Source organism: Peribacillus sp. GL_122 (assembly GCF_057835005.1).
Window position 1 is genome coordinate 5064167 of sequence record NZ_CM174415.1, and the last position, 23154, is coordinate 5087320.

A 23154-nucleotide genomic window follows, 5' to 3' on the forward strand; every position below is an offset into this window, starting at 1 on the left:
GCCCCGTTAGTTCCATAAGAAAAATCTGCCTTAAAGACAGCTCCGATCTTCAGCTAACGCACTTTGTTACTCCATTTTTTAAAGCATTCATAATAACATTCGTAAATATTTTTCGAAGTTAACTCCTTCTACTTTAGGAATTTGCTCCAAGGAGGAATCATTGATAGCCTCTGTCAGGAATGCCACTGCGAGCTGTACGGATTTTTCTAGGTTCTCTCCACGCATCATGCTTCCCATAATCACAGATGCAAATAAATCACCAGTACCTGAATAGCTTTCACCGTTATACTGCGTCGCACTATAAAAGGTTCTACTTCCGTCCAAATACATATTTCCGATAAACTGCTTCTCTGAATCTGCTGAAGGTGGATTCATTCCAGTGATGATAACCTGAGCTCCCGTTTCTTGCTGCAACATATTCCCAGCTTCTTCTATCACTTTAATATAGTCCTCTTCGTTTGAATAGCTATGCAGCTTTTCATAAGACAATCCGGTTAATAAACAGCACTCTGTAACATTTGGTGTAATGACATCTGCACGCTTCACCAGTTCTCTCATAAGAACCAGTAATTCATCGGTAAAAAGTTTATAGACTTCTCCTATATCCCCCATTACTGGATCAACAAGTAAAATGGTTTCTTTTGTATAAAATTTATCTAAAAAATGGAAAATATTATTAATTTGCTCTTCACCAGTAACGAAGCCGGTATAGATTCCATCAAAGGTTACATTAAGCTTGCTCCATTCTTCTATGAAGTATTTCATTTTGGATGTAAAATCTTCACAAAAAAAACTTGGATATCCGGTTTGCGCAGTCAATATGGCCGTTGGTAAAGGGCATGCCTGCACGCCCATGACCGAAAGAACCGGAATTGCAGCTGTTAATGAACATTTTCCAAAAGATGATAAATCCTGTAGTACAGCAACTTTTTTCATAATAACCTCCATATGGCCTATCCACTTTAAACTTTATTTATCTTATCATAAATCAGCTAAAAACAGTCATCTCCTCTCTCTTTTCAATACGTATAATATCTGTATTTTTTATCAACTGACCTCATAGTTTTTTAATAAATTGACACTTTTATAGACACCAGTCTTTTGCTAAAATCATAGGAAAATTCTAGTTAGGAAGGTTTACAGATATGCAAAATACACAAAGTTATTCAAGGTCAAGTCAAAAAACTATGGATTTAATTATTACCGCAATGTTGATTGCACTTGTGTTCCTATCTACTTTCTTTTTGAATATTAAACTGCCAATTGCCGCAAATGGAGGGTTAGTTCATCTAGGAACAGCTATGCTTTTTATTGCATCTATTTTATTTGGTCCTAAAAAAGCAGCTCTTGCTGGTGCGATAGGAATGGGGTTATTTGATATAGTTGGAGGGTGGACATTGTGGGCACCTATCACCATTGTGGCGCGTGGTTTGCAAGGATATATAGTTGGTAAAATCGCTTGGTCAAAGGGTCGCAACGGTACTAGCATTGCTTTCAATGTAATAGCAACAATCGTTTCCATTCCATTTATGATAGCTGTTTATTATATTGGTGAAGGGATTCTATACGGTAATTGGATTGCACCTTTAGCTTCGATACCTGGAGATCTCGTTCAAAATATATTAGGAATTATCGTTGCCGTTCCAGTTTATGTGGCTTTGAAAAAGGTTCCTTATTTTAAGTAAATTCGCGGAAAAACACAGCTTTCTGTTGAAATAGAAAGTAAGTCAACAATACGTAGAATGAAAGTTAATTGTCAGAGGCTCTTCAGCAACATGATTCATTTAAAGTGTTGTTAAAGTAATACTGGTATATCTAGGATAAAAAGTCGATCTCCTCTACGTTAAGGAATCGACTTTTTTTACTTCTTCTTATAGAACTAACGCACCTGTTAGTTCATTAAGAAAAAGGTTGCTTCAGCAACCTCCCTTATTGAAGTATTTAATCCATCAATCTATAAAACAAAAAAAAGATTAGCCATGAGCTAATCTTTTTTATTATTAATAATAACATCTCCTAATTTCCCTAATAAATGTAATGTGTAAATAATCATTAAGGCTCTGGCTACTACAAAACCATCTACAGCTAATTCATATCCACCCCTTAATAAGCCTTCCGAAAAGCAAAAATAAATTGATATTGCCAGAGATATTAAGAGCAAAATTAAAGATAACTGAGTTTTATCATTCATAAGCATCCCGCCTCATATTATGTATTTAACAAATAATAACACTTTTTCTGGAATAAAAAACTGAAAAGTGGAAATGTTTTACCACTTAAATGGCTCTGTAAGGCATTTTAGTGAGAGGTAATATAAATACGTCAGAGGATATAATTCTGCCCACCAATGCACATCGTTTTTGGCATTTTACGATAGGTCTTATAATAGCACTCCTTATGGAACTAACCTGCCCCGATAGTTCCATAAGGAAAAGAGCTGCCGAAGCAACTCTCTTATTGAAGTAAAGCACCTAGATGAATAAACAATTTAAAATCCATTACCCTGGAATACTAATCTCATTAATTCGAAGGCTATAAAGTAAAATAAACCAACAAATATACTGAGACCTAGAGCTAATTTTCTCCAAATCCCTTTCTCACTGAGAAAAGAGAAAGAGAGAGATATAATGATTCCGCATATCATTAATACACGAAAAGTTGTTACTCCAGTTTCAATTACTCGAGTTATATCTGCAGCCAAGAAACAAATAACTAAGATAATAAAAGCAAACGAAATAACCCCTAAATATTTTTTCATGATTCCCCCCCTTCTCCTTTAATCTATTTTACCAAATATAGTAAATTTGTATATTTTTATTGGATTATCTTGCCCCTTTAGTTTCATAAAGAAAAGCTGCCTTAAAAGACAGCTTCGATCTTCAGCTAACGCACCCGTTAGCTTAAGTACAATAATTCACAATCTTACTTTTTTAGATAAAAACTATTACTAAAAGTTTTATATTGTATAAATATTTTAAATATGTAAAAAAGCTTACTCAAAGAGTAAGCTTAACCTCTATAAACACTATCACATGTTCCAGGTTTTGGTTCATAAAAACAATGGTCTTTAAATTGACCAGTATGAGGTTGATCATACCATGTTGGAGGGCATGGAGCATATGGATTAAAATACCAAAGAGCATATCTAGCCGGATGCTGTCTCCAGTGCTTCAAATTCTGTTCTGCTAATCTTCTTTCAATACCTCTCGCTCTTTGATAAAATACATTCCCTTTTTGAACAGCTTCAAAAGAATAATTTCCTCCTTGTACTTGATAAATGACTTGTGGAATTGTTCTTAAACCTTTAAAGTCTAAACAATTAGCTACAAGACGATTCACAATTACATTTCCAACATATAACATTCCTTGTTGTCCTTCACCTTCGGCTTCAGCTCTCATCATCCTTGCCATTAAGTCAACGTCTGAACTTCGGTAACTCGCTCTTGCCATTTTTTCACCCCAAAAATATTGTATGAAAAATATCCTACAGTCATGTCATTATTTATGTAATATAAATGCTTAGTTATAATAACTTACAGCTTTTAAGTAAAATGAAAACTATTGCATTCTTTTTTCCCTTTATGCAACTAGCCTGCCCCGTTAGTTCCATAAGAAACTCCTATGGCAGCGCTCCTCGCCGCCACCATCTACTACGAAAATCTAAACTCAAAACAGAGTCTAACCCTTTAACTCCTTGACGATAATGGATGATAACAATACAACCAGGCTGAACTTTTTTTGGTGGATCTTAAGGAAGATACCCTGTATAAGAAACTGGTTGTGACAGTATTGAAGAACCATTTAGTGTACTGCTAGTACGTATACAAAAATTTTTGTAACAAATCTCCTGTCATATGTATTGTTAATTTTTTTTGAGGTGATTCTCCTATGGAAGCAATGATTGAACGGTGTGCTGGCCTAGATGTACACCAAGAAACAGTAGTAGCCTGTGTATTATTTGGTCCATTAGATAAAAAGCCAAAAACCTCTATTGAAACGTTTTCAACTACAACAACGGGACTCTTGGCTTTAAGTGATTGGCTAGCTACCCTTCAGGTATCCGATATTGTGATGGAAAGTACCGGAGTCTATTGGAAACCAATATGGAATATACTTGAAGGTTCTTTTCACCTTGTTCTTGCCAATGCCAGACATGTCAAAAATGTTCCAGGGCGCAAAACTGATGTGAAAGATGCCGAATGGCTTGCCAAGCTTCTAAGATGTGGACTTATTGAAAGTAATTTTGTTCCACCGGAAGATATTCGTGATTTACGAGATCTTACTCGTTATCGAAAAAAAATGATTCATCATCGCACTTCAGAGCAGAATCGCATTCACAAAATTCTTCAAGATGCTAATATCAAGCTAACATCCGTATTATCAGACATTTTTGGTGTATCGGGACGCCGTATCCTTGAAGCGATTCTAAACGGTGAAAAAATAGAGACCGATGGTCTTCGAAAAATGGTGGATTGGCGAACAAAAGCAAGTATTACTGACATTGCCAGTGCAATTAATGGTCGTATTCGCCGTCATCACCGTGATATGTTGCGTTACCATTGGGAACATATGAGTTATTTAGAAAAAGCCATAGAAGAATTGGAAAAACAAATCGATCAACTCCTGTCCCCATATCGTAAGGAAGTAGAATTATTGGATGGTATACCTGGTGTGAACAAAGCTGCCGCAGCTACTTTTATTGCAGAGATGGGCGTTGATATGTCCGTATTTAAGTCGGCTAAACATCTTGCCTCTTGGGCTGGTGTGAGTCCCTAAAAAAAAACGAGTAAAACCACACAAGGGAACAAAGCTTTGAAAACGATGGCTGTAGAGTGTGTACTAGCTACATCAAGGCAAAATAATCGAATTGCTTCACATCGAAAAAGGATTACCAAACGGCAGGGAAAAATGAAGGGACGAATCGCTTCTGCTCATTTACTATTAACGATTGCTTACAACATCTTAAAAACAGGAGAACCCTATCATGAACTAGGTTCAAATTACCTTGAAGAAAAACAAAATAACAAAGAATTAAAAATGATCGAATACCTAAAAAAGAAAGGCTATACAATCGCTCCATCTGAACAACAAACTGCATAACCAGTTAATATAACGACATGGCACATTTACGTCCTTCAAAAAATTAGAATATGGTGGGCTTATTTTGTATGGCCTTTCACGAATATATTTTCATACAAAAAAGCTGCCTTATAGACAGCTCCGATCTTCAGCTAACGCACCCGTTAGCTTAATAATTATATTTTCTTTTTTTGATAGTAATTACCGATAAAATAGCTACAAATTATCCCGATAATAAAAGGAAGTACTGAACCTCCAAGTTCGAACCCTGTTGAAGTTTCTTCGTAAAAACTAAACATTAACAATTTAAAATCAAACAAATATCCGATCGATAAAAATATTATGCTTACACAGATAAATGATAATAAACCTACAAATACAGTTTTTATCAAAACTAACCCTTCTTTTCATAATTTCATTTTCTTTATTTTAACATATAAGGAAAAAATTAGACAGTGGTATTCTTTAATTCCTTGATGAACTAACCTGCCCCGTTAGTTCATCAAGGAAATCAACAACATCCTTTAACAGAGCCTATTAAAAAAATGTTCCAGTTGATTTCAGTAAAAAAACATAAAGGATAATCTAGTCATGTATTAAAATAATGGTTCGAGATGTGAGCGTTCCGGACCGTCCGCGAAAGGCGAGTTCCTGGAGAGGAAACCAACGACCTAGTCTTAATCATCATCCGGAACCATCCCGAACCCCCTTTTTCCTACAAACTGAGTGGAGTAATGCGCACCTCCATCTTTATTTCTCAGCCGAGTTTTTCACGCTTTTCTTCTTCATGTTCCTTCTTCACAAGGGACATGCCGCTCGCTTGGTATTTGAGGATCTTTTGAATGACCGTGCCAAGATGCGCTCCAGCTTCAACCGGGGGAATCCCTCCTTTATGGATGTTGGAAATGACCATCCTCTCTGCTTCAATCGTGCCCAAACGTGGTTTATAGCAAATATAAGCGCTCAATGATTCAGCACTGACTAGACCAGGCCGTTCACCGATCAACAGGACAATGACCTCAGGTCCAAGGATTTCACCGATATCATCCATCACGGCAACCCGGCCCTTTTCAATATAAAAAGGTGTACCCGTATTCAGACCTGCCAGTGCCAAAGATTGTTTGAAGGATAAATAGACATCCTCCACATTTTCTTCGATCGCCTTGGCACTTAAACCATCGGAAATGATGATTTGAACCGTTGGGGCCTTTATGCATTTGGCTTCTATCAACCGCTTTGCTTCATCCGAAAGCTTCCTGCCATAATCCGGACGCCGTAAATAGACTTCCTTATCAGCGGCCTTCGTTTTCACCTTGAATAAATCCAAGCGTTTCAAAAGAATATCACTGACTTCACCATATACAGCATCGACGGCCGCCGCATGATCAAAACGGAATTTTAGCCAAGAATCCGTTTTCGGCCGGGTCCCTGCCCTTCCCACACCTATCCGCGCAGGGGTTTTCGCCATCAAGGCATCCAATTCTTCCTTATTATTCATTCCCATATCATCCACTCCTAATGGTTAAATATAGTTGGATCACCGGCACGCTTCGTTAATTTTCCATTCTCCATAATCCCCATCTTCTCCAACCAGGCTTCATATAATGGGGCAGGCCGCTTATCCATCGTTTGCCTTAAAGTCGCTATATCGTGATAACTCAAAGACTGATAGTTTAGCATGCAGTCATCCCCCATCGGAGTTGCGATGATGAAATTCACGCCAGCCGCCGCTAAAAGTACACCCAAGTCCTCGATATCATTTTGATCCGCCTTCATATGATTCGTATAGCAAATATCCACACCCATCGGCAGTCCATGCATTTTTCCCATGAAATGATCTTCTAACCCGGCGCGGATGACCTGCTTGCTGTTATATAGATATTCAGGTCCGATGAATCCGACGACCGTATTGACAATGTACGGATCAAAATAGCGGGCAAATCCATAGTTCCTGGCTTCAAGCGTCACCTGATCGATTCCGAAATGCGCTTCAGCCGATAACTCGGAGCCTTGCCCCGTTTCAAAATAAAGATGCTGCGGACCTGTGCCGGTCCCATAGGCCTTCGCGACCTCATTAGCTTCTTCGAGCAATTGTACGTTGATTCCAAAAGAGCGATTGGCCGTTTCCGTTCCGGCGATGCTTTGAAAAATCATATCGGCAGGCGCACCCTGCTGTACGGCCTTAATTTGCGTGGTCACGTGCGCAAGCACACAATTTTGGGTCGGGATGTTCCACTTCTGGATGACATCCTGTGTCGCATGAAGCAGCCGCTTTACGCTTTCGACCGAATCATCGACAGGGTTGATTCCAATGAGTGCATCCCCAACTCCATAGGAGAGGCCTTCTTTTAAAGAAGCCAGCATGCCATCGACATTGTCGGTAGGGTGGTTAGGCTGAAGGCGCGAAGCAAGCGTTCCTTTGTATCCGATTGTGCTATTATTCTTGGTGAGCACTTCAATTTTATTGGCTGCATGGATAAGGTCGAGGTTCGACATTAATTTGGCTGCCGCAGCAATCATTTCACTATTCAATCCCCTGCTTAATCGCTTTAAATCCTCGCCGGTCGTTTCGTCACTCAAAATATATTCACGCAGCTCGGCAACGCTCCAGTTCTTCACGGATTGATAGATGGTTCCATTGATGAGACCATCTATAATCCGCGACACCTCATCCTCTTCCGGGGAGAGCAGGGGATAGTTCCTGATGTCCGCCAAGGTCAATTCGCTAAGCACCGCTTTCGCCGCAATCCTTTCTTGGACCGAATCTGCTGCAATTCCCGCAAGCCTATCTCCTGATTTCTCTTCATTCGCTTTGGCCATGACTTCTTTCAACGATTTGAATTGATGGATTTCCCCAAAGTATTGAGTGGATAATTTCATCGTATAATCCTCCTTTTCCTAACTGTGAAAGGTTAGCGTTTTTACTACAACCGGAACGACCCCTGTCCGCAGCAGCCTTCCTATATCTAAATAATCACCATGTTCCACTTCTGTCTGATCAATGCAGATGACCGGCAGATCCGGTTGGTTCGCTAGAATGGTTTGACCAAGTGCCTTCCCATAATCACTATCCATGACAATGATCAGAGGCTGCTGCCGATTCGGTTTTTGCATCAAAGCCTCGGTAAAAGCGACTGCGAGCTGGTGAATGTCCCGAAATGATTGATAAGGTAAATTCGTTAAATAAAAGGCAAAATTCAGGCCCTCCTGCAAGGCGTCGTATATCGTGATTGCATCCTGAACAGCATGTGCCATTCTCGCCGTTACATCATCAATCACGCCTTGAAAATCGACCCGATAGACCGGGATATTGCGAACGGGCAGATGAGAATCATTCACCTCAATGGTCGCACCGCTTATTTCAGTCGTATGTGCGCCTGCTCCAAGGACAGTCGCCCGAACCGTTTCAACGGGCTGTTCCCACTCCCATGCAGCCAATTCTTCATTTTCCTTAATAGAGGCGGCAAGCATCATGCCGATATCCCGGAAGCTTTTGTCCTCTCGTTCTTTATGATAGATGCAATCACTGACACCTCCCGAGAACATCAACACATCGATTCGTCCTTCCCATGATGGCTCCTTCCCCACTAAAAGGAGTTCATCTTCTTTTGTGAATGAACCAGACAAAAACCTCGAAAGCACCTTCGCCATTTCATTTGTAATGATTGCCCCATCACCATTCATAGGAGAGTGCCCCTTTGATTTCAGCCATTTCCCTATTGAAGGAGCAACCTTCACCTTCGCTCCCTCCCACTCCACCAAACGGCCTCCTATATGCAGTGTGCAAGTTCCGCAAAGCATGCCGGAACGGTATACGGCAATATTCGCCGTTCCCCCGCCAATGTCTATGTTCGCTACAGTCTTTCTTGTCTTTATGGAATGTTGATGGGCACCCGATCCCTTGGCGGCAATGATTCCCTCCAAGTCCGGACCGGCTGCAGCTACAAGGAATTCCCCCGCCGCTTTAGATAACCGGTAAACCATTTCTTCTGCATTTTGTTTCGTTGCCGTTTCCCCGGTAATGATGACAGCCCCTGTTTGTATGTTATCGATCGTGATCCCGGCTTGATGGTATTCACTTTCCACCATTCTTTGAACAGCAGGTATATCAATTACCGTATCGGATAAAAGCGGGGTCCTGAAAATGGGACTTCGATACAGAATTTTCTTTTCGGTAATTTCAATTTTTGGCACCTGTCCGCCACCCGCCACATTCCTAAGCGAAAGCTCGCTGATGACAAGTTTCGTCGTACTGGTGCCAATATCAATTCCTGCACTGATGATTCGTTCCACCTGTTCATTCATTAAAATCACACCCCAGTTTTACACCACTTGGATTTCATTGCTGTTTTCTTCCTCGTTTTTCGTTTTATATTCATTTACACCGATAATTCCTGCTTCACGATCCTTTTCCTCCAATTCCAAAGCTTTCGGAACGGACAGCCAGTAAGCAAGACCGATTCCAATCGCTCCGGCAGATAGCTTGCCGACAATGATCGGCAATATCAAGGAGGGCTGAAAGTTGGCTGTGAATGATAAATGATCCCCTAATAGGAAGGCCGCACACACGGCGAAGGAAATGTTTATGACCTTATCCTTCGGCGGCATATCTTTAACAAGTTTGAACATTGCTAATATATTGGCTACCGTGGCTAATATCCCTGCACTCCCCGCTTTGCTCAGCCCGATTTTGCCGCCCATCGCTTCAAGCGGTTTGCCTGCGTATTTTTGAATCAGGTAAATCATTGGAAAAGCACCTGCCAGCATTATCCCGATATACCCCGCCGTTTCCAGGGCACGGAACTGGTCTGCCTTATCGGCCATAATCGGATGGAAACCCCAAGCACCAAGTACATTGGAAAACAGTCCGGTGAAAATTTCCACGATTGAAAACACGAGTACAAGTTTGATAGCGGCATCCAATATTTTTCCAAACCACATGAAACCTTTGATCATCAAATCCGGCAGGAAATAAAGACCTAGCGCGAGCAAGACCACAAAAATAAGAAGAGGGGAAAGATTCAGGGCAATTTTCAAATAGCTCAACGCGAATTCATATGTAGAATCCGCATTCGTGGAAATCACTTCTCGGATTTTCGAATTCGTTGCCACCACCAGCACGCTTGATATAAAAGCGCCAATCGGAATCGTCAGGATTCCTGACATGACACCAAGTGCCATGTATTTATGATCACGCTTCTCCAGCATCGCAAGTCCCATTGGAATCGAGAATACAATCGTTGCCCCAGACATGAATCCAACAATCATCGCCATGATCCAGCCTTCATATGATTGCTGCAGCTCGGCCGCTAATTGGTAACCCCCCATATCCGTTGCCAAAATCGTTGTTGCGGCGAGGGCGGGATCTGCACCGATCGCAGCGAAAATCGGGCCGCATACTTTATCGATGAACCATGATAAATAAGGGATCGAGGCCATGATTCCAGCTGCCGGGATAAATATATGGCCAACGGTATGCAAACCTTCCATGAACTGTTTGCCCAAGCCTTGCTCACTGTCTTTAATCGATGCAATAGCACCGACAACGGCACACACCATAATGATATAAATAACGAACTTACCAACCATCTCCATACATATTCCCCCTGAATTCCGATTTATTTTGGCCTATCGACTTAAAAAAAGGGTATAAAAAAGACGCCTCTTATAGCCCAAACTTAGGTTGCTCGGCAGAAATGCCTGCCTTCAACCATTTTGGTCCATCAAAGCGCCATTGCTTCATCTATTTACTTGTTTTTGATCATTTGCAATGATTCGACGTGCCACCGTCTCCATGGAAAGCTGCTTATCCATACTTAGCCTTCTCAGCTTATTGTAAGCGGTTTCTTCCGTTACATTCTTCCTTTTCATGATAATTCCTTTTGCCTTTTCAATGACTTTACGATTTGTGAGCGTTTCATCCAATTGAGCATTTCGTTCCTGATGCTTCTTTGTATTGGCTGCTTGCAGCAAAGCTATCTCCACCGCCGGAATCAAATTCGCCTCCGTAATTGGCTTTACAAGATATCCGACGATATTCGCGCGCTTCGCCTCGTCAATGTATTCACGCTGGCTGAATGCAGTTAAAAGCAGGACCGGAATCTGAAAGGTATTGGATATCACATCACTAGCCTTAAGCCCATTCATTTTTGGCATTTTGATATCCATCAAAACGAGATCCGGCTGTAGTGCATGTGCCAATTCAATCGCCTTCTCGCCGTTACGGGCATGTCCTACCACATCGAAGCCTGCATCCTTGAGCATGATCGTTATATCAAGCAGAACAATCGATTCATCCTCCACGACCAAAATCCTCTTGACCACTTCTCCCACCTACCTCTTGTATGGAAATCTTACAGAAGCCAGGGTACCTTCTTTAATCCGATGAATCGAAAACTCCCCATCCAAATCATTTTCCACCGTCATGCGGATGATATCCAGCCCTAAAGTTGATTTCACTGCCGGTGAATATCCGATGCCATCATCCTTTACTTGAATTTCCAATTCAGGACCATCCTTTTGAAAGCATACGGCAATCTTCCCTTCCGTCCCTTCCTTGAAAGCATGCTTCACACAATTATGAATGAGCTCATTCACAACCAGCGCGACAGAAACGCCAATGTCGGAATCAATGGAATGAAGCTCATCACCACTATATTCAATGCTCAGGCTTTGACGGGCATGACCCTCCGTATGAACGATCATATCGCCAATTTTCCTAATAAGCTCCAGCAGGTCCACATGATCGACCTGACTGCTTGCCAAAATGATTTCATAAACCGACGATATGCTTAACACCCGGTTCAAACTGACCAATAAATGGGGCTTGCTTACTTCAGGGGCTCCTATCCTCATTTGCAGCCGAAGTAAACTGGCGACTGTCTGCAAATTATTCTTCACCCTATGATGAATTTCACGAATGGCCACTGACTTGCTAATCAGCTCTCTCTCTTTATCCCGCAGTTCTGTCAGGTCCCGGATGATGATGAACGTTTCATCGGAATTCTTGTTGCCCAAATGGAATTTCTTTATTTGAAAAATCTTTTTACCAATGTTCATTTCCTTCATTAAAATGTCCTCTTTTGAAGCAAGAACATCGGCAAAGCCAGGAAAATAATCGAAAATGGATTCACCTAAAACACAGTCCGTCATACATATATCCGATACTAGATTAATGGCAGCAGGATTCGTATAGACAAGCCGGTTTTGGTTATTAATCAGGAAAATGGACTCCTCGATAAATTCAGGAACTAAGGAATTTTGTTGATCTTGCCTATCAAACTGTTTTGAAGTTTCAGGTTCTTCATTAATCACCTTTTCCATGATCAAAACGGCGATGACCCGATTGCATTCCCCCTTGATTGGAACGACACTTTGCTGGACCATTGCTCCCTCTTGAGTCAATGCCCGATTCACGAACATGTCCTTACCGGTCCGCAATACATAAAATACTGCCGGTTCAAAAGCCTCATAGGCAAATTTCCCGACAACCGGATGATCATAAACCGATTTCACTGAATGTCCGCATGCCTCTGCGACGACAATGGCATGCTTCCCTTCAAGCACCGGACAATCGATAAACACATTCGCTTTATTCAAATTCGCTATTAACGATAAATTCGTTGATAGATTTTCAAGAATCTGAATATCCTTGTCCAGTAAATGAGTATGCATCTCACATAATTCTCGGACAGTCATTGTCCGTTCCATAGGCAAAACTCCAATAAATGTTTATTCATGGATATTATTATAGATTTCGCCTTTATTTTTGTCAATATTCAAAATATTCTAATGTGATGTATTCTTACATTAGATAGCGATATTTAAATAGTATTCCCCTATAAAAAAACATCCCTAAATTAGCCCTTTTATTTAATTTGTATTTCTGTTCAACAAAATTTTTTCCATCTCCTAATATTTTCGAATTATTCATATTATCTAATTTATCAAATTATTTTTAGTGATTATGAACAATGACAATCCATAATCATTAAATTAATATGTAATAAATAGATACATAAGATGTCACTTAACATAACACCTGAATAAACATGCTAATAAACTAAAGATGAAGGGGGAAAAATAATGGCATTTGAAAATGATTCGAAAAAAATTGTCAGTATCGATGAAGTGACTAAATTCAAAAAAAAGAAGTTTAATATGCCGCATATTTATGTCATATTATTCGTATTTATCTTCCTTGCAGCACTCGCAACTTATTTCGTTCCTGCTGGTGTTTATGAGCGAATTCCAGGTCCTGAGGATCGATTGACGATTGATCCAAATTCCTATCGACTCGTTGAACAAACACCTATTACTCCAGTAGACTTCATGACAGCTATACCAAAAGGCTTGGTAGCTGCAGGGGAGATCGTTTTTTTCACATTCATCATCGGAGGAATATTTTCAGTACTACGGAAAACAGGACTTATTGAAATAGGAGTGGATAGATTAGCAAGGCGATTTTCGACAAAAAGCATGATGTTAATTCCTATCCTCACAGTAGTATTTGCTATTATTTGCAGTTTGATTGGAACACAGGAATTAAGTTTAGTGTATGTACCTGTCATCCTCCCCCTAATGATTGCCTTAGGATTTGATTCTATGGTTGCCGTCTCTGTAGCTTTAGTCGCAACTACCGCTGGGTTCATGACAGGCTTTCTTAACCCCATTAACACTGGGTTAGGTCAAAAAATCGCAGGTCTTCCCCTATATTCCGGTATCGAGCTAAGGATTATCGCTTTTATCATTTTTGTTACTGCAGGGATGGCTTACATTATGCGGTATGCTAAAAAGGTTAAAAATAATCCAAAGTGTAGTTTTGTATTTGATGAGGATCAAGCCAAACGGACGCTATACTTAAATAAGCCTGGATCTGAAATATATAAGGTGAATAAAAAACAGAAAATTGCATTAATTTTAACGGTCGGTTTCTTGTTCCTACTCGTATATGGCGTTTTAGCAAAAGGTTGGTTTATGTTGGAAATGGCAGGCCTCTTCATTATCATGGGAATCGTTGTCGGTTTAGTTGCCGGGTTAAACTTATCGGAAATTTGCGAAGGATTTAATGACGGATTTCGAGAAGTTTTGGTCGGTGCCATGATTGTGGGTGTTGCAAGAGCTGTCGCTGTTGTTATGGAGGATGGTCAAGTGATGGACACGATCGTTCATAGTCTCGGTAATCTTGTCGGCGACTTCCCCGCTGTGTTTAGCGCTCTTGGCATGTTCATTGTACAAATGTTATGTAGTCTTTTAATTCCCTCCGGCAGCGGTCAGGCCTTAGTTACCATGCCCATCATGGCTCCATTGGCCGACATCATCGGTGTTACAAGACAAACAGCCGTGTTAGCTTTTCAGCTGGCAGACGGGATCGGTAATATATTATATCCAACATCTGGCTATTTCATGGCCACCCTTGCCTTAGCAGGAGTCGCCTGGCAAAAATGGGTTCGCTTTTACCTGCCCTTGTTTTTTATCTGGTTCATCTTATCGGGCGCTTTCTTGATCATCGCTCAAACAATTCACTGGAATGGTTAAATTCAAATTAAAGATATTACAAAATACTAAAGCAACGTTGGATTATTACGTTGCTTTAGTTGAATTACAAGCAATTAAATTAAATGAATCCGCCATTGACCCTAATCGTCTGACCCGTAACCCACTGCGCTTGTTCACTTACTAAAAACGAAACCACATTGGCAATATCATCCGTTTCACCTAAACGTCCGAAGGCATTCATTTTTTTCATCCCTTCGATTTGCTGCTCCGATTTCCCTACATTAAACAGCTCTGTGTTAACCGGTCCTGGAGCAATTGCATTGATCGTAATCCCTTTTGGGCCGAACTCTTTTGCCAGATGTCTTGTGAACTGTTCAACTGCCCCTTTTGTACCGGCATACATACTATACGAAGGAAACATCTGGCCTATTACGGAGGTTGAAATATTGACGATCCTGCCTTCCGTCTCCATATATTTCAAAGCTTGTTGGCAAGCAAAGAATGTCCCCTTGGCGTTCACTGCAAACTGTTTATCAAAGTCTTCTTCCGTTGCTTCGGAAAGTGGTTTATTTATCATCAGTCCCGCATTGTTCACTAAAATATTGATTTTCCCGAACGCTTGGAGCGTTTCTTCGAAGAGGTTTATAATTTGGGAAACTTGGCTAATATCTGCTTGGATAGCTACCGCTTCCCCGCCGTTCTTCTTTATACCTTCAACCGCTTCATATGCCTTTTGAGAACTGCCTGAATAGTTGATCACCACTTTTGCACCCAAATCAGCAAGCTGTTCCGCTATAGCACGACCAATACCTCTTGATGAACCTGTAACCAAGGCAACTTTTCCATCCAACCGATTTTCCACTCATTTCCCTTCTTTCTTTTCATGATAGGATTTAATAAACATCCTTCCAGTCCATATTTTACCACCTTTCTCCCTTTACCATCAGCCTAGAGTCGCCCTTTATCTCCCATACTCATGAATTTCACCTCTTCTGGTTATAGTAAAGAAGAAAATAAACGGAGGAGGTACATTCAATGAAAAGTTCTAAGGAATTTGTTGAAAGCATTCAAGAGCAGCAAAAAAAGGAAGAAGGCAATTTCCGCCGTCAAGGCAATGGGAATCCCGCTCAGAAATTACCGAATAAAAAACATTAATGAGGCCCATCTTCAAAAGAATCCCAGCCTTAATATAAGGCCGGGATTCTTTTCACTCCGATGTACTATTTTTCTTCTTCATCTCTTCGATTTCTTTTGAGAATGTGTCTTCTATCTCATTTTTATTTCCATATAAAAAGAGGTTATCGCCTAATTTGATTTTATACTCATATAACTCTTTCCTGATTTTCACTTCTCCGCTTTCAATAAATAAGATATTGATGTCCGCTCCCTGTGATATGACATCAAAGGCTTTGACATCTATGAATTCTGAGTCCTCATAAATATCGATTTCCATGACCACGTCTTCATCTTCTAAAAAGAGGACCTCCTCTATCGGGTGTTCCCATAATTCATAATGATTGTACATTTCACTTTTCATCTTATTCGATATTCTATTATGCAGGAATGGAGATTTCACTAATACGACTAGAACCACCAGTATTCCTATAATGATGCTTAACTCCATCAAGCGCAGATCATCCGTAAGCAATGTACTGATCGATGAAATGATGACAGCAAGTGAGAAAGCACCAAATAAAATTAAAAACATGCTTATTTTCCTTCGAACAGGATGATCAATGATGGATTTTGACTCGTCAGTTGTAAAACCAGTACCCGTCAGCATGGAGATAACCTGAAATCTGGCCACTGTGCTTTTTAATCCAGTCAATTTCAGCAAGGTAACCGATATTTCAATAACAAGAACGATGATTATAAAATAAAGCAACATAAAAAGTAAATTCATCAAAACGATCACTTCCTCATTTATGATTTACCCTAATCCCGCCAAAAGAATCGCATTCGTTCTTTCAAGTTTCCACCAATATATTCACTTACTTCAAATAACTTCCATTACAAAAAAAAACGCAGTAAGATCCATTGAATCCTATTGCGTTTTTTACTAATATTCTAATCAAATGCATTTGCCCGTTTTAAATGACGAGTGGGGGAACTTCGTTTCTCATATGGTCTTCAGCAGCAGTTTTTTTAACAGCGGTGTAAATTGCTCTGGCAATTCAGCTACACTCGGAATCATTAGGCGCTCTTTTCCATAGATGTTTTTCATCGTCAGTTCTTCACTTTCCTCGATGCCTCCATCCGCTAAAAACAGGCCGATGACTTCTATGCCCTTTTTCCTGGCTTCCGAAACAGCAAGATGTGTATCGACAATGCCATTTTGATCATAATCGCTTGCTGCCGGCTCACCATCGGAAAACACGAGCAAGAACCGGTTCTTTTCCCGCCTTTTTTCCAATTCCATTGCGGCAACCCTGATACTGTATCCGTCCCTGTTGTCTTCCTCTGGTTCAAGCTGCATGATTTTAGCTCCTGAGTTTAGATAAAGAGAATCGGAATGGGACTGGATCACATGGAAGTAGTTCGGCTGATATCCTTCTCTCACTTCATTTGCATCTTCCCAAAATCCAACGATTGAGTGGGGGATCTTTAATTTTTTCAGTACTTCATGAAACAGGACGACCCCTCGTTTCGTTTCATCCATTTTGTTATGCATGGAAGCGGAGCAATCGATCAGCAATGTGAATACGGCATCCATTTCATTTGAATCCTGGTTCTTTTTATAAAAGACCCGAGGATTTTCTTCAAAAACAAGCGGCAGTAATTTCTTCGATAAGCGGCCAAAAACCAAATCTTTTCTTGGTGCGTTCTTTTTATTTTCCAGTGTCTTTTCAATTGTACTGGAGAGTTTTCTCTTGAACGGTTCGATATCCGCAACAAATTCACGGTAGCGTTTCTCTTCCGTAAGTGTTGGTATTTTCGCTTCCTTAATTACCTGAACGACGTCTTTGTTTTCTTCACCAAATGGATGTTCACCACTTTTGCCCATATTCGTTTGTTTCTTCTCCAGCGTTTCCTGCTGATTGTATTCCTTTTGTTTACTTTCCCCTGATGAACCCTGGATGGAAGCCAGTGCTTGGTCGGCATCTTCCGCTTCCCGTGCACCTCCGCCCATCATACTTGTTTTCGTTCCCTGCTCCAATTCAAATTGAAGAAAAGTCGAATTACTCTCGCCGTTCTTATTCTCCCGGTGCCATGTCGAGAATTTTTCATCAATGAACTCACTTTTTTCTTCATCTGCATCTTCTGTATCATCGTTCAACAGTTCATCATTTCTAGTCAGTTCATCAAATAAGGTATTTGCCTTATACTTTTCCACATTTGCAATGGGAAAGATGAAATATTCATTCATCGTATCTTCGTATCCATCGTTCACACGGAAAACGATTTGCTCACAAATCCTCGTGATGTCACTGGTTTTAGTGGCTTCAAAGACAGAATGGATGAACGGCTTGAGTTTCTCCAGTTCTTCCAGCTGCCTTACATTGGCTCTTGGGAAAATCGGGTCCGGCCTGTCAGATTGAAGCAGTAAATATATGAGGCAGTATAATTCATCCAGTGCAAAACTTCTTGTGACATTCGTCGTCAATTGGCTTTCGAAATATTGTTTAAGGTAAGCCCCTCTTACCGAAAACCATTTTTTCGTGCCTGGCCTTTCCTTCTTCACCAATTCTTCCAATCGCAAGTCTTCCAGTAAAGCGAATAATTGGGCTGCAAACTTCGGAAGCGAACTTTCCCCGATGATATCCTGGTACTCCTTCATGCTCTGGATTGTTGAATGATGCAGCGTACCTATCGTCCTAAGGAGCACGTCCGTTTTCAGTCCCGCTTCCTTCACTTCCTTATTGCCATTTTCCCAAAAATGGCTGGCTGTGACCTTATTCTCGATAAGATCAATGAAGGAACCATAATTGTATTCGAATTCCAGCTCAGGAATGCCGGATAAAACAGTCGAGAGATCCTGCAGCTGTAAAAAAAGAGCCGTATCTATTATTGAATCATTGAAACGGATATACTTCATGAGGCATTCTCCTAGTTAGAATAATGTGTCAGCCAAGTTCTTCACAAACTCACGCTCCCGTTCCTCGTCCAACTTATCCACTATGGAACGAAGAATCGCCCGTTTCGGCGGGATCAACACACTCAGATCGCAAGCATCAAGCAAAGCCCTGATCGATGCCGCATCTTCAGCCACCTTCCCTTGATTCACGGCATTTATCAAATCACTCGACAGTTTAACGAACAATTCAATGCTTCTTGGATCCTTCAACTTTGTATTGGTTTCTATCAATTGCTTTAACTGCTCCCCTTCGATATAAGGAACTTCAATTACGACAAACCTATTTTTTAGCGCTTCATTCAGCGGCACTGTACCGACATACCCTTCGTTGATTGCAGCAATCACATTAAAGCCATCTTTTGCCGTTATGACTTCATTCGTGAACGGATTCGTTATCGTCCTTCTGTAATCAAGCACACCATTGATAAGCGGCAGAGTTTCCGGTTTTGCCATGTTGATTTCATCTATATATAGGAAGTGACCGTGATTCATCGAATTGGTCACTGGTCCAGGTACGAATTCTATCACTTGTTTTTCCTCTTTGTAAGCCAATGTCTTAAAGCCCAATAAGCTTTCGGCATCCAAGTCGACTGAGCAGTTGACACTGAACATCGGCTGGTTGAATAAATTCGATAATGTCTCGGCAAACTTTGTCTTTCCAGCCCCTGTCGGACCCTTCAAAAGGATATTCTTCCCCATGCTTAATGCCGTGATGGCATCCACCATCAGCTCCATCTCGGGAGGCAGATATCCGCCGCTCCTGATCAATTCCTCGAATTGAGCAGGATTTTTTTTGCTTGCTTGTAATATATTTGCGATTTCTATTGGTAATCGATTGATCATTGTGTTCCTACACCCCTTTCTGAACATTTTAAGGCTCTTTCCCATTAAAAACAAACACTAAGAAAAGGAGCTGCATCAAGACAGCTCCCAGACTGCAGGCAAACTAGAAGAAAAGCTAGTTTGCCTACAGTTTTTTATTTAAAAGACGTTCCAGCTTGGATTCAGAAATCCGCTCCCTTTCCGCCGACTGTCTGCCAAGCCTCATCAAAGCAAGCGCCTGTGGGGTCTCGGCTAGCCAGTTATTCGGCAGGAGTGTCGCAAATTTCTTCAATCCAATAAGGGTTATAAAATAATAATAAAAAAAAAAATTGTAACCTTGTCTTAATCAAGGTTCGAGATGAAACCAGACTACAGTTTTTTTAAAAAACAATCCAGTTGATTGAAGCGGGTGTTCGAGACTCTTGCGGGAAAAGCGCGTCCAAGGGAGACCCCACAGGCGCAAAGAGCGCCGAGGAGGCTCCCGGACCGCCCGCGGAAAGCGAGTGCCTGGAGGCAACGTTATTCGAAGTTCATTCTGATGACCCTTAATAGGCTTCCTTAGGGTCACCTTTCATTAGGTATATCATATAGCCCAATACACCGCCGATGATGGCTGGAATCACCCATCCTACTCCTACACTATATAGTGGAAGGTATTGAGTGAAAAGGTCCGAAACAGATTCCATTTTAATGCCTGATGCCACTATTCCATCCATTATGCTGATGATGGCCGTTAATAATAAGCTTCCTAAATATACCTCCGATTTCCCTTTGAAAAAGGAATGGAAGAATGTTAGAACAATCAAAACGATCGCTACGGGATAAAGAGCCGTTAACACAGGCACTGTAATGGAAATGAGCTTGGTCAAACCTACATTGGCAACAGCCGCACTAAAAACAGAAAAAATGACAACATATGATTTATACGATACAGCAGGCAGTATTTTATTGAAATACGTAGCACAAGCCGTTATCAAACCGATGCTTGTCGTTAGACATGCAGCGATCACAATCAACCCTAACAACACAGCGCCAGCCGATCCGAAAAAATGATTCGAGGCTTGAGCCAAAACGTCTCCTCCATTACCCAGCTGACCGAGCTTTTCCACACTTGTTGCCCCGACATAAGTTATAGACGCATAAACGATCACCAACAAAGTGGCAGCTATTAAGCCGGCTTTCATACAAAATCCTAACACTTCTTTTCTTGATGTTATCCCTTTATCTTTGATTGCGTTGATGACTATGATCCCAAATGCAAATCCGGCCAGCGTATCCATAGTCAAATATCCTTCTTTGAATCCCTTGAAGAAAGAATTATCTGAATAATCAGCCACTGGTGACTGGATTTCACCCATTGGGTTAATGATGGCGACCACAATGAGGATCCCGATGAAAATCAATAATAATGGTGTTAATATTTTCCCGACGATATCCAGCATTTTTGATGGATTGATGGATAATAAACAGGCAATTCCAAAGTATATGATCGTGAATATCAGCAATGGTAAAAAGCCGACATCATTAGAAAGGAAAGGTTTAATCCCTATTTCATAGGATACACTCCCCGTTCTAGGAAGTGCGAAAAGCGGTCCCAAAGACAAATAAAGAACGACTGTGAAGATGATGCCGAATAACGGGTGTGCCCTGCTCGCAAGCGATTGAACATCATTTTTTCCCGAAAAACCAAATGCCAATATTGTAATGAATGGCAAACCCACCCCAGTAATGATGAATCCTAAACTGGCCAACCATAAATTAGTCCCCGCGGATTGCCCGAGCATGGCAGGAAAAATTAAGTTTCCTGCACCAAAAAATAAAGCAAAAAGCATTAACCCTGTTACAATGATAAAAGAAAGTGGTGCTTTCTGTGTCATATAGAGCCCTCCATTGTGTTGATTATCTTAACGAAGAAAAGAGTTGTCCATCAATTTCCTGTAAAAAAAGTGACAAGAACTGCGAACGTATTCTACCTATCTGTTAAAATGTACCTTTATGAAACTATCAATCATCCATAACTCTCCTTACTATAAAATCAGGCAGAAAGTTTGTCAAAGTTATTTCATTAATTATTCGGAAAAATCTTTCTTTTCTTACTTCTTTTTAAGAAAATGAGCGAGGCATTCAGATTCAAAGGAAAAGTTGAGTAAAAAGTACTGCAATTTATTTTGCAGAAAAAATATTTTAATATTCAGATATTCATTAAAACTATCTAAAAAACAAGAAAATAGGAGGAATTAACATGAATACTGAAAAAGAAAAAATGGTGAGCGGGGAACCTTACATGGCCGCTGATCCGGAATTAGTAAGAGATAGGGAAAATGCCAGAAAGTTGACCCGGTTATACAACCAGACAACGGAAAGCGAAGGGGATGAACGAACTGCCCTGCTGAAACAGCTTTTAGGTTCCACTGGGCTAAATGTATATATTGAACCCACTTTCCGTTGTGACTATGGTTACAACATTTCTGTCGGGGAAAACTTTTATGCTAATTTCGATTGTGTCATTTTGGATGTTTGTGAAGTGAAAATTGGCAGGGACTGCATGTTGGCTCCCGGAGTGCATATCTATACAGCCACACATCCGCTGGATCCCTTTGAACGCAGTTCTGGAGTGGAATACGGAAAACCGGTTACGATCGGGGATCATGTATGGATTGGCGGAGGGGCCATCATCAATCCTGGCGTAACTATAGGGAATCATTCCGTTGTCGCTTCAGGGGCAGTCGTAACAAAGGATGTTCCTGAAGGCGTTGTTGTCGGCGGAAACCCAGCGAAGGTCATCAAGCATATTGAAGGAATTAAATAAGGCAGGGCTCACTCCCCCTGAGTGACCCTGCCTCCTTTTTTTCGTTAAATTTTCCTTAATGCTTCCGCGATTGCAGTATCACCAGAGATTAAATCAAATGAACGCTTGTAGGTATTTTCTTCAGTTAAAGAAGCAAAAATCGTTCGAGCCACATCTTCACGGGCAATCGAACCTCTTTCCAATTCTTCGGCGGCGGCCACTTTGCCCGTCCCCGGTTCATTCACCAGACCGCCTGGCCTAATGATGGAATAATTTAAATCGCTTTGTAACAATGCCCTATCCGCATAATGCTTGGCCACATAATACGGTTTGATGGCTTCATTCCAGTTTTCGCGATTATTGGCCTGAAAAGCACTCACCATGATGAATCGGTCGATTCCCAAGTTTTCTGCCGCTTCGATCGTTTTAACAGCACCATCCAAATCAATCAACAGCGTTTGATCAGCACCAGTGCTTCCTCCGGATCCTGCTGTAAATACGATGGCATCGCAGCCTTTTGCCGCATTCGTAATCTCTTCCACCGATCCGGTTAAGCTCACGACGACAGATTCAATTCCATTTTTCTCTAAATGCCTACTTTGTTCTTCTTTACGAACCATTGCCCGTACACTATGTTCCGGGCTATCTTTTAATAAATCTACAAGATATTTACCGATCTGCCCATTTGCCCCAACTACGAATACTTTCATAAAGGTCAGCTCCCATAATGGTTAGTTTGGTTTCCATTCAAATTATTTCATGGACTCAGAACATTATCAAACAATCAGCCCGCAGATTCATCTTTAACATTGGAAATAGTTTGGCAACCACCCTTATATATTTTATAATAAGAACAATACGTGTTCTTCAGGGACATAACGGGGAGGTGTAA

21 protein-coding genes and 1 pseudogene are annotated in these 23154 nt (G+C 40.9%); 6 read left to right on the top strand and 16 right to left on the bottom strand.

What is annotated here, in order from left to right; genetic code table 11:
* Positions 1–87: 87 nt before the first annotated feature.
* Positions 88–936: a pyridoxamine kinase gene (locus AC3ISB_RS24545; RefSeq protein ID WP_057214945.1), complete on the bottom strand. Its 849-nt coding sequence runs from the start codon at positions 934–936 to the stop codon at positions 88–90.
* A 209-nt stretch (positions 937–1145) separates the two neighbouring features.
* On the opposite strand from AC3ISB_RS24545, the gene AC3ISB_RS24550 reads away from it, so the two are divergent.
* A complete protein-coding gene (locus AC3ISB_RS24550; RefSeq protein ID WP_057214942.1) occupies positions 1146–1685 on the top strand; it encodes an ECF transporter S component in 540 nt (179 codons plus the stop codon).
* A 299-nt stretch (positions 1686–1984) separates the two neighbouring features.
* On the opposite strand, the gene AC3ISB_RS24555 is transcribed toward AC3ISB_RS24550, so the two are convergent.
* From AC3ISB_RS24555 to AC3ISB_RS24565, 3 genes are all read right to left on the bottom strand, one after another.
* On the bottom strand, positions 1985–2191 hold the full coding sequence (locus AC3ISB_RS24555; protein ID WP_286178809.1) for a hypothetical protein: 207 nt from the start codon (positions 2189–2191) through the stop codon (positions 1985–1987).
* A 297-nt stretch (positions 2192–2488) separates the two neighbouring features.
* Positions 2489–2758 (bottom strand): hypothetical protein, encoded by a 270-nt coding sequence (locus tag AC3ISB_RS24560; RefSeq protein ID WP_098369293.1) that lies wholly within the window; start codon positions 2756–2758, stop codon positions 2489–2491.
* Positions 2759–3009: 251 nt separating this feature from the next.
* Positions 3010–3450, bottom strand: coding sequence for a cell wall hydrolase (locus AC3ISB_RS24565; protein WP_098369292.1), 441 nt, complete (start codon positions 3448–3450; stop codon positions 3010–3012).
* A 438-nt stretch (positions 3451–3888) separates the two neighbouring features.
* Here AC3ISB_RS24565 and AC3ISB_RS24570 point away from each other — a divergent pair, with 438 nt between their 5' ends.
* Together AC3ISB_RS24570 and AC3ISB_RS24575 are read left to right on the top strand one after the other, a co-directional pair.
* On the top strand, positions 3889–4776 hold the full coding sequence (locus AC3ISB_RS24570) for an IS110 family RNA-guided transposase (protein ID WP_489274783.1): 888 nt from the start codon (positions 3889–3891) through the stop codon (positions 4774–4776).
* A 36-nt stretch (positions 4777–4812) separates the two neighbouring features.
* Positions 4813–5100: a hypothetical protein gene (locus AC3ISB_RS24575; protein ID WP_063236593.1), complete on the top strand. Its 288-nt coding sequence runs from the start codon at positions 4813–4815 to the stop codon at positions 5098–5100.
* A gap of 736 nt (positions 5101–5836) precedes the next feature.
* Here the strand turns inward: AC3ISB_RS24575 and eutC are convergent.
* From eutC to AC3ISB_RS24605, 6 genes and pseudogenes are all read right to left on the bottom strand, one after another.
* A pseudogene (gene eutC, locus AC3ISB_RS24580) lies at positions 5837–6562 on the bottom strand (ethanolamine ammonia-lyase subunit EutC); the annotation flags it as partial.
* A 32-nt stretch (positions 6563–6594) separates the two neighbouring features.
* A complete protein-coding gene (locus AC3ISB_RS24585) occupies positions 6595–7959 on the bottom strand; it encodes an ethanolamine ammonia-lyase subunit EutB (RefSeq protein WP_489274784.1) in 1365 nt (454 codons plus the stop codon).
* Positions 7960–7977: 18 nt separating this feature from the next.
* Positions 7978–9384, bottom strand: a complete 1407-nt coding sequence (locus AC3ISB_RS24590; protein WP_489274786.1) for an ethanolamine ammonia-lyase reactivating factor EutA — start codon at positions 9382–9384, stop codon at positions 7978–7980.
* Between the two features lie 18 nt (positions 9385–9402).
* Complete coding sequence (gene eutH / locus AC3ISB_RS24595; RefSeq protein WP_430098506.1) at positions 9403–10674, bottom strand: ethanolamine utilization protein EutH; 1272 nt, start codon at positions 10672–10674, stop codon at positions 9403–9405.
* Positions 10675–10818: 144 nt separating this feature from the next.
* Positions 10819–11403, bottom strand: a complete 585-nt coding sequence (locus tag AC3ISB_RS24600; RefSeq protein ID WP_141994575.1) for an ANTAR domain-containing response regulator — start codon at positions 11401–11403, stop codon at positions 10819–10821.
* A gap of 9 nt (positions 11404–11412) precedes the next feature.
* Positions 11413–12789, bottom strand: a complete 1377-nt coding sequence (locus AC3ISB_RS24605; protein ID WP_489274788.1) for a sensor histidine kinase — start codon at positions 12787–12789, stop codon at positions 11413–11415.
* A 375-nt stretch (positions 12790–13164) separates the two neighbouring features.
* On the opposite strand from AC3ISB_RS24605, the gene AC3ISB_RS24610 reads away from it, so the two are divergent.
* Positions 13165–14616: a YfcC family protein gene (locus AC3ISB_RS24610; RefSeq protein WP_489274790.1), complete on the top strand. Its 1452-nt coding sequence runs from the start codon at positions 13165–13167 to the stop codon at positions 14614–14616.
* Between the two features lie 79 nt (positions 14617–14695).
* Here the strand turns inward: AC3ISB_RS24610 and AC3ISB_RS24615 are convergent, their stop codons facing one another.
* Positions 14696–15439: an SDR family oxidoreductase gene (locus AC3ISB_RS24615; RefSeq protein WP_489274792.1), complete on the bottom strand. Its 744-nt coding sequence runs from the start codon at positions 15437–15439 to the stop codon at positions 14696–14698.
* 173 nt (positions 15440–15612) lie between these two features.
* Here AC3ISB_RS24615 and AC3ISB_RS24620 point away from each other — a divergent pair, with 173 nt between their 5' ends.
* Positions 15613–15732, top strand: a complete 120-nt coding sequence (locus AC3ISB_RS24620) for a DUF4023 family protein (protein WP_061465287.1) — start codon at positions 15613–15615, stop codon at positions 15730–15732.
* Between the two features lie 52 nt (positions 15733–15784).
* Here AC3ISB_RS24620 and AC3ISB_RS24625 read toward each other — a convergent pair whose 3' ends face one another.
* The 4 genes from AC3ISB_RS24625 to brnQ form a co-directional block, all read right to left on the bottom strand.
* On the bottom strand, positions 15785–16480 hold the full coding sequence (locus AC3ISB_RS24625) for a TrkA C-terminal domain-containing protein (RefSeq protein ID WP_489277021.1): 696 nt from the start codon (positions 16478–16480) through the stop codon (positions 15785–15787).
* 216 nt (positions 16481–16696) lie between these two features.
* Positions 16697–18613 (bottom strand): vWA domain-containing protein, encoded by a 1917-nt coding sequence (locus tag AC3ISB_RS24630; protein WP_480340477.1) that lies wholly within the window; start codon positions 18611–18613, stop codon positions 16697–16699.
* Between the two features lie 15 nt (positions 18614–18628).
* Positions 18629–19495, bottom strand: a complete 867-nt coding sequence (locus AC3ISB_RS24635; protein WP_141994570.1) for an ATP-binding protein — start codon at positions 19493–19495, stop codon at positions 18629–18631.
* Positions 19496–20019: 524 nt separating this feature from the next.
* The gene (gene brnQ / locus AC3ISB_RS24640; RefSeq protein WP_480340476.1) at positions 20020–21351 is read right to left on the bottom strand and encodes a branched-chain amino acid transport system II carrier protein; all 1332 of its coding nucleotides are present in this window, start codon (positions 21349–21351) and stop codon (positions 20020–20022) included.
* A 365-nt stretch (positions 21352–21716) separates the two neighbouring features.
* Here brnQ and AC3ISB_RS24645 point away from each other — a divergent pair, with 365 nt between their 5' ends.
* Positions 21717–22283, top strand: coding sequence for a sugar O-acetyltransferase (locus tag AC3ISB_RS24645; protein WP_098369280.1), 567 nt, complete (start codon positions 21717–21719; stop codon positions 22281–22283).
* 44 nt (positions 22284–22327) lie between these two features.
* Here the strand turns inward: AC3ISB_RS24645 and AC3ISB_RS24650 are convergent, their stop codons facing one another.
* Positions 22328–22972 carry an SDR family oxidoreductase gene (locus AC3ISB_RS24650; RefSeq protein WP_141994568.1) on the bottom strand — a complete coding sequence of 215 codons (645 nt, stop codon included), beginning with the start codon at positions 22970–22972 and terminating at the stop codon, positions 22328–22330.
* Positions 22973–23154 lie beyond the last annotated feature (182 nt).

Coding starts and splice junctions, on each gene's coding strand:
- AC3ISB_RS24545 (WP_057214945.1), bottom strand. CDS start 936: ATGAAAAAAGTTGCTGTACTACAGGATTTATCATCTTTTGGAAAATGT.
- AC3ISB_RS24550 (WP_057214942.1), top strand. CDS start 1,146: ATGCAAAATACACAAAGTTATTCAAGGTCAAGTCAAAAAACTATGGAT.
- AC3ISB_RS24555 (WP_286178809.1), bottom strand. CDS start 2,191: ATGAATGATAAAACTCAGTTATCTTTAATTTTGCTCTTAATATCTCTG.
- AC3ISB_RS24560 (WP_098369293.1), bottom strand. CDS start 2,758: ATGAAAAAATATTTAGGGGTTATTTCGTTTGCTTTTATTATCTTAGTT.
- AC3ISB_RS24565 (WP_098369292.1), bottom strand. CDS start 3,450: ATGGCAAGAGCGAGTTACCGAAGTTCAGACGTTGACTTAATGGCAAGG.
- AC3ISB_RS24570 (WP_489274783.1), top strand. CDS start 3,889: ATGGAAGCAATGATTGAACGGTGTGCTGGCCTAGATGTACACCAAGAA.
- AC3ISB_RS24585 (WP_489274784.1), bottom strand. CDS start 7,959: ATGAAATTATCCACTCAATACTTTGGGGAAATCCATCAATTCAAATCG.
- AC3ISB_RS24590 (WP_489274786.1), bottom strand. CDS start 9,384: ATGAATGAACAGGTGGAACGAATCATCAGTGCAGGAATTGATATTGGC.
- eutH (WP_430098506.1), bottom strand. CDS start 10,674: ATGGAGATGGTTGGTAAGTTCGTTATTTATATCATTATGGTGTGTGCC.
- AC3ISB_RS24605 (WP_489274788.1), bottom strand. CDS start 12,789: ATGGAACGGACAATGACTGTCCGAGAATTATGTGAGATGCATACTCAT.
- AC3ISB_RS24610 (WP_489274790.1), top strand. CDS start 13,165: ATGGCATTTGAAAATGATTCGAAAAAAATTGTCAGTATCGATGAAGTG.
- AC3ISB_RS24620 (WP_061465287.1), top strand. CDS start 15,613: ATGAAAAGTTCTAAGGAATTTGTTGAAAGCATTCAAGAGCAGCAAAAA.
- AC3ISB_RS24625 (WP_489277021.1), bottom strand. CDS start 16,480: ATGAATTTACTTTTTATGTTGCTTTATTTTATAATCATCGTTCTTGTT.
- AC3ISB_RS24630 (WP_480340477.1), bottom strand. CDS start 18,613: ATGAAGTATATCCGTTTCAATGATTCAATAATAGATACGGCTCTTTTT.
- AC3ISB_RS24635 (WP_141994570.1), bottom strand. CDS start 19,495: ATGATCAATCGATTACCAATAGAAATCGCAAATATATTACAAGCAAGC.
- brnQ (WP_480340476.1), bottom strand. CDS start 21,351: ATGACACAGAAAGCACCACTTTCTTTTATCATTGTAACAGGGTTAATG.
- AC3ISB_RS24645 (WP_098369280.1), top strand. CDS start 21,717: ATGAATACTGAAAAAGAAAAAATGGTGAGCGGGGAACCTTACATGGCC.
- AC3ISB_RS24650 (WP_141994568.1), bottom strand. CDS start 22,972: ATGAAAGTATTCGTAGTTGGGGCAAATGGGCAGATCGGTAAATATCTT.